Source organism: Pseudoalteromonas sp. SR45-4 (assembly GCF_014163535.1).
Taxonomy (GTDB): domain Bacteria; phylum Pseudomonadota; class Gammaproteobacteria; order Enterobacterales; family Alteromonadaceae; genus Pseudoalteromonas; species Pseudoalteromonas nigrifaciens.
This window is the reverse complement of sequence record NZ_JACJDO010000071.1, coordinates 1-8,447: the sequence shown is the minus strand read 5'-3', so window position 1 is coordinate 8,447 and position 8,447 is coordinate 1. Positions and strand designations below refer to the sequence as shown.

The window sequence follows — 8,447 nt, the reverse complement described above, 5'->3', positions numbered from 1 at the left end:
ACTTTCAGCGCTAACTGCGTTGAATTTACTTGCAATAGGCCAGCTATTGACGCGTAAATTCGCCTTGTTTTCACTGAAAATCTCTGGCTAGAGAAAATAAATTTAAATATAACTATGATTTAGTACGTTAGTAAATCTCTTAACCAGAGTTCAGGTTAAGTAACATACAATCTATTTTATAATTAGTTGGTTTATAGGAAAAATGATGACTAAAAAATCGAAAACAAAAACGGCCACTAACAGCGCCGTAGATACTGGCCGCGGTGTTATAAGGCACAATGCGTTGGCTGCACTGGTTACCTCTAAAGTGTTTAAACCACAAGTGGTTAAAGCTAAAAAAGGTAAAGGCTCTTTTAAGCGCAGCAACAAGCATTCAGGACAAGAGTCCTATTTAATCGCCGCTTAAATAGCTGTGATCAAATAGGGCTTTTGCTAATGCTTTTAGTTATTAGAGATTAGGTACTAGCTTAACTTATTACTTTCGCCTCGCACTTGTTGCTAATAGTGCTATGTAAACTTTCACCTTCAGCTAGCCTAGTCTCTACCTGAAACTTAATGCCTGAGCGCTGTTTTATTTTAACCTCGTTACTTTTACTTTAATTTTACCGGCGTTAGCGCCATAAAATCGGCTTAAGTCGTTGGCAAATGGAGTAAATTCGCCTGATTGCACTATTTTAACATCTGCGCCGTCGGCTATTGCAAATAAGTTCTTGTCACTTTTATTAATAGCGCCAATTAACGAAAACCACTGTGCATTTGGCAGTCGTCTAAATGGCTCGAGCAATGCCATAGAGATTTCTTTTACGCCAAGTTGCACGTCATCGCGGTGCCAGCCAAGCGCAGTACATTTTATACCGTCGTCAAACCAATACTGATCAGGGTAAGGGGTAAAGCGATACGTTGCGCCTTGCTCTAGCATTAAACCAGTGGCGTTGTAGGCTTCGCTGGCAAATACCACCACATCTTGGCTTTGCTTTACTGCCAGTACGCTCATATTTTGGTTAGCAAGCATAATATGTGCACTTAACCCGGTAAAACTAAGTTGGGTATTATCGTTATAGATTATTTTATAAGGCAGGTTTTTAAGTGACTCTGGGCGGTAACTGGTGAGTTTGTTAATGCGTTCGGCCACGCTGTGGTGCACTAATGGCTCAAGGGGACTTGGTTCGTTATCTATCAGTACATAGCATTCTCTATCTACTAGTTTAAAAAATGGGTTAAACCAAAAATAATTTTGCTGATGGCTTAATGCCAACGGGTCGGGTGTAATTGTTATATCGTCTTGCGCGATTACTTTATTGTTAGGTAGTAAGGCTATATAGTCAATATCGTGACTAGTTAAAAAGGTGATATTTAACGGCTGCGAGATTAACCACTCTATTGCATAGCGCAAGCAAATATCGGCTAAACCATCGCGATAGTAACCGCCACCAATATCAGAATGCGCACCGGCAAACCACAATTCGGTAATGTTGCTTTGTTGGTTCATTAGTGTGGGTTCAAACGCGCGACGCTTTTCATCCAGGGCTACAAAATGTAAGGCTTGAGTAACATTACTTGCTATGGTGTGGTTTTCAAAAATTACATGCTCTGCGCCACGGGTCGCTTTGGTTATTTTTGATAAACCAATAGAGGCAATAGTGTCAAATACACACAGGTATACTTGCTCACTTATTAATGGTTCTAATAATTTTGCTAAGCGCCTAGCGAGTGCAGCGCCTCGGCTAAAACCAGTTAATAAGACAATGTCGCCTAGCTTATAATGGCTTTTAAAATCACTTAGGGCTTGTTTTAAAATGCTAGCTACATCGTCGTTACGTGGTGCGAGTGTTTGATTTAAAAAACGTTTTAAGCGGCTGCCTTTAGTACCAATACCTTGATAATAAAAACTAAGTTGATTGGTTAATTTAGTATTAGGAGAGTTATTAAGTTGTCCGCCAGCGAGTAAGTGTAGTTTAAGAATATTAGAAATACTGCTGTCTTCTTTAAAATGATCAGCACTAAACTGCTCGGCGTCTCTAGGCTCAGCACCGGTGCCATCAAAGTTAAAAATGAGTGTTTTAGCCGTCATTGCATATTACCTCCTAAGCTTTTTTACTTTATACCCAAAGCAAGCCTTTGAAATGCTGAACTTTGCATTTTGAGATGGTTTGGATATATAACGTAAAAGTGTTAAATATTAATGACAGCGGTAATAAATTCACCGCTGTGGTGTTTAAACTCTGCAAAACTTTAGGGTCTGTTGACCTTTGCGGATTAAAATTTGTTCAAACTAGGGGCGATTTAATCACGGCGCGAGATTTTTAACCTAGTGGGCTAAGTAAAAACCGAGCAACAAAGAGTTAATCGCCCCTAGGCAGAACCCTTCGGGCAGCGCATGTTTGGCATTGATTCTACGTTATCGCCTATTTATGGGGAATAACCACACCACATAGGCTCTGCCTTGCCTAAATACCAAACACACTGCTGCAAATTTAACCTTGAAAGATCAACAGGCCCTAATGTAACTTCATTTTAGGGCGTACCACGCGCAGTATTTTTTCGCTGATCCACAAGGCAAAGGTTTTTGCACTGCCGTGAATGGCGCGTTGATGCATGCGATAGAGCGAAATATACATAAAGCGGGCAATTTTACCTTCAATAAAAAAGCTATTACTGGTGAGATTACCCATTAAATTACCAACTGTACTGTAGCGAGACAGATTAACTAAAGAGCCGTGATCGCTGTACTTAAAGCCACTCAATGGTTGCTGTTTTAATGTGGCTATAAGATTTTTTTCAACACATTGCGCCATTTGATGCGCCGATTGCGCCCGCGGTGGCACTTGTTTGCCGTCAGCTTGGGTAAAGGCGCAGCAATCGCCCAATACAAAAATGCTGTCATCAACCGTGCTTTGTAAAAATTGGTTAACTTGAATTTGATTGCTGCGAGTGAGCTCAAAAATACCTAGGTCTTTAATAAAATCAGGAGCTTTTACTCCTGCAGCCCAAAGCATAATATCGGCATTAATGTGCTCATCGTCTTTGGTAATGAAGCCGTGCTCGGTGGCCTCTTTTACTTGCGTTTGTTCGCGTACATTAACCCCTAATTTTAGCAGCTCGCGCTTGGCACTAACGGCAATGCGCTCGGGAAGTGCGGGTAAAATGCGTGGCCCGGCTTCAATTAAATGAATATGTAAACGTTTGGACGACATATTAGTTAAGCCGTATAGCTTTAATAACTCAGAAACATGATACAACTCAGCCGAGAGTTCTACACCGGTTGCGCCGCCGCCCACAATGGCAATGTTTAATGATTGTTGTTGATTGTCGTCTTGGTGCAGGCGGGTAAAGCTGTCGAGTAACGAATGCTGAAAGCGCTCTGCTTGCAGATTCGAATCTAAAAAGTAGCAATGCTCTTTTATCCCAGGAGTATTAAAGTCGTTACTTACGCTGCCTATGGCAATAACAAGGTGGTCGTAGCGCACGTTGCGCTCGGGTAAAATAGTGTGGCCTAATTCGTCATAAAGTGGTGCGAGGGTAATGGTTTTATTGCTTTGGTCAATATTACAAAATGTACCAAGCTGAAAGCGATAATGATGTTTAGCGGCATGAGCGCTGTACACTACGCCGTCTAAATCTGGGTCAATAGAGCCGGTCGCTACTTCGTGCAGTAACGGCTTCCATATGTGGGTGCGGTTTTTATCTATGAGTAGTATGTCTGCGTGTTTTTTCTTTCCTAGTTTATGTCCTAGTTGGGTTGCAAGCTCTAATCCGCCAGCCCCACCGCCAATAACGACGATTTTAGGTGTGGTAATATTCATAACGCTGCCCTTAAAAAATAATATACCCAAGTGATCTGTATTTTTTATTGGTTTTTTAAGGTGACTTGGGTATCAATAAATTATTTTGGCAACAAGTAGTTATTACTCATTCTATGGCTGCCTAGTTTGCGCCTAAATAAAACTGATGTCAGCAATAAATAATGTTATTTGTTGTATACTGAGTTGCAAATATTTCATCTACACCGCATTTTTATAAGCATGACTATTGTTTAGTTATCTAAAGGACATTTATGAGCGCGCCACTAATTCAATCACTTGAGCAACACTTTGGCTTTAATCAGTTTAGAGGCGGGCAGCAGCAAACCATAGAGCAGTTGTTAAATGGGCAATCGTCGTTGGCAATATTCCCAACCGGCTCGGGTAAGTCTTTGTGTTATCAATTAACCGCGTTGCATTTACCGCATTTAACCTTAGTGGTATCGCCCTTATTGGCATTGATGAAAGATCAAATTAGCTTTTTAAACAGCAAAGGTATTTATGCTGCCAGCCTTGATTCGAGCCAAGATCAAATGCAAAGCAGTACCGTAATGAACGATGTTCGCAGCGGTAAAATTAAAGTCTTAATGGTGTCGGTTGAGCGCTTTAAAAATGAGCGTTTTAGAGAGTTTATTAACCAAATAGCAGTGTCTATGTTGGTTGTTGACGAAGCGCACTGTATTTCTGAGTGGGGACACAACTTTAGACCCGACTACTTAAAACTACCACGCTACCGTGAAGAGCTTAATATTCCGCTGGTATTATTATTAACCGCCACCGCGACTAAAAAAGTAAAGCGCGATATGGCCGAGCGCTTTGCCATTGCCCCAGAATGCATTGTACAAACCGGTTTTTACCGCGCTAATTTAGACTTAAGTGTGCTGAGTGTAAAAACGGCGGATAAAAATACCGAGCTTGCTAACATTATTAGCGCACAAAATGGCCCAGGTATTGTGTATGTTACTTTGCAGCAAAGTGCCGAACAAGTGGCTAATATGCTTAGCAATCAAGGGCTGCAAGCTGTGGCGTATCATGCTGGGCTTGAAGATACACTTAGATGGCAAATTCAAGATGACTTTATGGGTGGTAGAATTAATGTAGTAGTGGCTACGATTGCTTTTGGAATGGGCGTAGATAAAGCCGATATTCGCTTTGTTATTCATTACGACTTACCTAAATCGATTGAAAACTACAGCCAAGAAATAGGCCGAGCAGGGCGCGATGGTAACCCGTCACAGTGTTTTACCTTAGCCAACCTTGATGGGTTAAATACTGTAGAGAACTTTGTGTATGGCGACACCCCAGAGCTAAGCGGTATTGAGCATGTAATTAACGATATTCGCCAGCACCACAGCTCGCAGCAGCAATGGGAAATGCAAGAATATAGCCTTTCAAGCGACAGTAATATTAGGCAACTTGCGCTTAAAACTTTGTTAGTACAGCTAGAAATGCAAGGTGCAATTACGCCGCAATACGCTTACTACGCCGATTTTAAATATAAGTTTTTGGTTGATAAAAACGAGTTGCTAGGCCAGTTTGATGAGCAGCGCCAAGCATTTTTAACGCAAATATTTAGCCACACCGATTTTAAAAAGATATGGGGTACGCTTAATTTTGATAGCCTGACACAAGCCGCGCAAGTCGATCGAAAACGAGTGGTTGCGGCGCTTGACTACTTAGCCGAAAAACAGCTTATTACCCTAGAAACCAAACGTATTACCCAAGTGTATAAAGTGCATAGTGATGTGATAAACAACCCTGAACTTGCGCAGCAACTGCAAGATTATTTTACCGATAAAGAACAAGCTGAAATAAAACGTATAGCTGCATTGGTACGCTTTTTTGAGTTGCAAAGCTGTTTAAGCTACAACCTTGCCCGTTATTTTGACGATCAAAATGCGCCCCAGCAATGCGGCCATTGCTCAGTATGCAGAGGCCACAGTGTTAAGCTTGAATATTCAGTGCAAGCAGATGTTGTTGATGAGAGTGTAATTTATCAAAAAGTAGATGAGTTTTTACAGCATCTAGCCAGTAAAGGCATTAATAACGTAGGTGTAGAAACCCAATGTCGCTTTTTAGCGGGCATGAGCGTGCCTTTATTTGCACGCAATAAAGTGCGCCAATTGAGTGGTTTTGCGCTGTGTGAAGCGATGCGCTACAGTGATATTAAAGCGAAATTACTGGCGCGTCAGCTAGCATAATATTAGCTAAATTTAACCTAGTTAGCCTTTAAAATAGCCCCTAGAGATAGATTTACTCTGCCGATTTGAGCTTAGTTGGTGTATCCTAGTGGCTTACTTTATTTTATTAAGCCACTATGCCTCAAATTGTTATTCCGGTTAAAAACCTCACCACCACCCCAGAGCCTGTTACGTGTGCTAATTGCCAAGCCTGTTGCTGCCAATTAGAAGTACGCATAGTGACAGATACCGGCGTGCCATTTCATTATATTGAATACGATAAATGGGGCAGCGAAGTAATGAAACGTGCCGATGATGGCTGGTGCCAAGCCCTCGATCGCAACACACTCATGTGTTCTATTTACGAAAACCGCCCGTTAGTGTGTCGCGAATTTGAAATGGCGTCAGATGAGTGTATTACCGAGCGCGAGCTAGGAGGAATTTAAATTATTACAGCAAACGTAAAAAGGGCCCAAGGCCCTTTTTAAATGTGTACTAATTTAATGTAATTGGTATAACTATAAAACTAATAGCAGCCGATTATTAATCGTATTTAGCTTCAAGCTCTTGTGCGGTATGAAATTTTTCATGGCTTTGTAATTGCTCATCGTACTTAACTAGGTTTTTAAAGTGCGCTAGTTGACCTGAGTTTTTAACAATTTCGACAATAAACGACATCATAAAATCGGCGCCGGTTAGGGTGTCGCCTACTAAGTAACGTTTGCCTGCTAGGCGATCGTTAAAGTAGCTTATTACTTTAGCTGTTTCGGCGTCGGCGTAACCTTCTAAAAACTGGGTTTTAGCGCCATCTTTTAATACAAACATTTTAAGCAGCAGCGGTAAAATAGCTGAGCTTTCGGCAAAGTGTAGCCATTGCTGATAATCAACATAATCGCTAGTGCCTGCTTTAGGTGCAAACTTTCCGTTACCGTATTTAGTAATGAGGTAATCGGTAATTGCGCCCGACTCGGCAACAATAATCCCATCATCTTCTATCACCGGCGACTTACCAAGCTGATGAATATGTTTAAGTTCATCTGGGGCTAAAAAAGTGTCTTTATTACGTTGGTAAGCAACTATTTCATAATCTACGGCTAATTCTTCTAGTAACCAGATAATACGTTTTGAGCGTGATTTATTTAAATGATGTAGCTTGATCATAGTAATCCTTGTTGCGTTGCCATTTTGTACAGATAACAACGCATTAAATTTAAAGTGGGCTGTTAATTTTAACTACGGTTTTACCGAAGTTTTTCCCGCTGATCATATCGTTAAAGGCAGTAATGGTATTTTCCATGCCTTCTACCATATGTTCGCGGTATTGAATTTTTCCATCTTGTAGCCATTGCTGCATAGCGGTTGCAAACTCATCATAACGATGGCCATAATCGTCAAAAATAATAAAGCCTTGCATTTTAATACGCTTAGAGAGTATTTGCCCCATTAGCATACCCAAACGATCAGGGCCTTCTGGTAAGCTGGTTGCGTTATACTGCGACACTAAACCACACACAGGTACGCGTGCTGATGTATTGAGAAGGGGTAATACGGCGTCGAATACCTTGCCGCCCACATTTTCATAATAAACATCAATACCATTATCACAGGCTTGTTCAAGTTGCTGTGCAAAATTATCTGCTTTGTGATCAATACAGGCATCAAAACCTAATACTTCTACTGCGTGCTTACATTTTTCACTGCCACCGGCAACGCCGACGACTCTACAGCCTTTAATTTTTGCAATTTGGCCAACGGTAGCGCCCACAGGGCCTGTTGCTGCAGCAACGACCACGGTTTCACCTGCTTTAGGTGCACCAATATCAAGTAATCCCATATAAGCGGTAAAGCCCGGCATTCCCATAATACCTAGTGCATACGAAGGATTAGCAGGCTCTTTGCCTAATTGCATTAACCCTTCGCCGTTGCTAATAGCGTAGTCTTGCCAACCAGTGTAAGCCAATACCCATTCGCCTTCGCTAAAGGAGTCGTTTTTAGACTCTTGAACTTGGCATACAGTTGCCCCAACCATCACGTCGCCAACATTTACTGGGTCGGCATACGATTTAGCGTCGCTCATGCGGCCACGCATGTAAGGGTCAAGGGATAAGTAAATGGTACGCAGTAATACTTCACCATTTTTTAATGGCGGCAGCTCTAGTGTTTTTAATGCAAAGTTTTCATCGGTAGGAGCACCGTGTGGGCGTGATGCTAACGTGAGTTGTCGACTGGTTACTGACATATAAAATCTCCAATAGATGAGTGAACTACTTTGATCTGAATGTTTTAGTTTGTGTTTAAAGCAAAGTTGAAACTAAACAATAATGCGCAGATAAGTAGTAAGAAACCTGAGCTCCGGATAATAAACTTATCTCAAGCAGCTATTTTCAGCGCTAACTGCGTTGAATTTACTTGCAATAGGCCAGCTATTGACGCGTAAATTCGCCTTGTTTTCACTGAAAACCTCTGG

At 41.5% G+C, this 8,447-nt stretch carries 7 protein-coding genes; 3 read left to right on the top strand and 4 right to left on the bottom strand.

What is annotated here, in order from left to right:
* The first annotated feature begins 205 nt into the window (after positions 1 to 205).
* Positions 206 to 406, top strand: coding sequence for a ribosome alternative rescue factor ArfA (arfA, locus tag H5058_RS17765; protein WP_058374703.1), 201 nt, complete (start codon positions 206 to 208; stop codon positions 404 to 406).
* 165 nt (positions 407 to 571) lie between these two features.
* Here arfA and H5058_RS17760 read toward each other — a convergent pair whose 3' ends face one another.
* Positions 572 to 2,071 (bottom strand): DUF2235 domain-containing protein, encoded by a 1,500-nt coding sequence (locus H5058_RS17760; protein WP_182679317.1) that lies wholly within the window; start codon positions 2,069 to 2,071, stop codon positions 572 to 574.
* Positions 2,072 to 2,498: 427 nt separating this feature from the next.
* Entirely contained in the window at positions 2,499 to 3,803 is a 1,305-nt protein-coding gene (locus H5058_RS17755) for an NAD(P)/FAD-dependent oxidoreductase (protein ID WP_086998216.1), read from the bottom strand.
* A 251-nt stretch (positions 3,804 to 4,054) separates the two neighbouring features.
* Between H5058_RS17755 and H5058_RS17750 the strand changes: the two genes are divergently transcribed.
* A complete protein-coding gene (locus H5058_RS17750) occupies positions 4,055 to 6,001 on the top strand; it encodes an ATP-dependent DNA helicase RecQ (RefSeq protein WP_182679314.1) in 1,947 nt (648 codons plus the stop codon).
* A 116-nt stretch (positions 6,002 to 6,117) separates the two neighbouring features.
* A complete protein-coding gene (locus H5058_RS17745; protein WP_176359701.1) occupies positions 6,118 to 6,426 on the top strand; it encodes a YkgJ family cysteine cluster protein in 309 nt (102 codons plus the stop codon).
* A 97-nt stretch (positions 6,427 to 6,523) separates the two neighbouring features.
* Here H5058_RS17745 and H5058_RS17740 read toward each other — a convergent pair whose 3' ends face one another.
* Both H5058_RS17740 and H5058_RS17735 read right to left on the bottom strand, forming a co-directional pair.
* The gene (locus tag H5058_RS17740; RefSeq protein WP_011329762.1) at positions 6,524 to 7,141 is read right to left on the bottom strand and encodes a glutathione S-transferase family protein; all 618 of its coding nucleotides are present in this window, start codon (positions 7,139 to 7,141) and stop codon (positions 6,524 to 6,526) included.
* Positions 7,142 to 7,190: 49 nt separating this feature from the next.
* Complete coding sequence (locus H5058_RS17735) at positions 7,191 to 8,219, bottom strand: NADP-dependent oxidoreductase (protein WP_182679312.1); 1,029 nt, start codon at positions 8,217 to 8,219, stop codon at positions 7,191 to 7,193.
* Positions 8,220 to 8,447: the final 228 nt, after the last annotated feature.

Bases quoted from the DNA above. Each gene is read 5' to 3' on its own strand.
- arfA (WP_058374703.1), top strand. From the start codon at position 206: ATGACTAAAAAATCGAAAACAAAAACGGCCACTAACAGCGCCGTAGAT.
- H5058_RS17760 (WP_182679317.1), bottom strand. From the start codon at position 2,071: ATGACGGCTAAAACACTCATTTTTAACTTTGATGGCACCGGTGCTGAG.
- H5058_RS17755 (WP_086998216.1), bottom strand. From the start codon at position 3,803: ATGAATATTACCACACCTAAAATCGTCGTTATTGGCGGTGGGGCTGGC.
- H5058_RS17750 (WP_182679314.1), top strand. From the start codon at position 4,055: ATGAGCGCGCCACTAATTCAATCACTTGAGCAACACTTTGGCTTTAAT.
- H5058_RS17745 (WP_176359701.1), top strand. From the start codon at position 6,118: ATGCCTCAAATTGTTATTCCGGTTAAAAACCTCACCACCACCCCAGAG.
- H5058_RS17740 (WP_011329762.1), bottom strand. From the start codon at position 7,141: ATGATCAAGCTACATCATTTAAATAAATCACGCTCAAAACGTATTATC.
- H5058_RS17735 (WP_182679312.1), bottom strand. From the start codon at position 8,219: ATGTCAGTAACCAGTCGACAACTCACGTTAGCATCACGCCCACACGGT.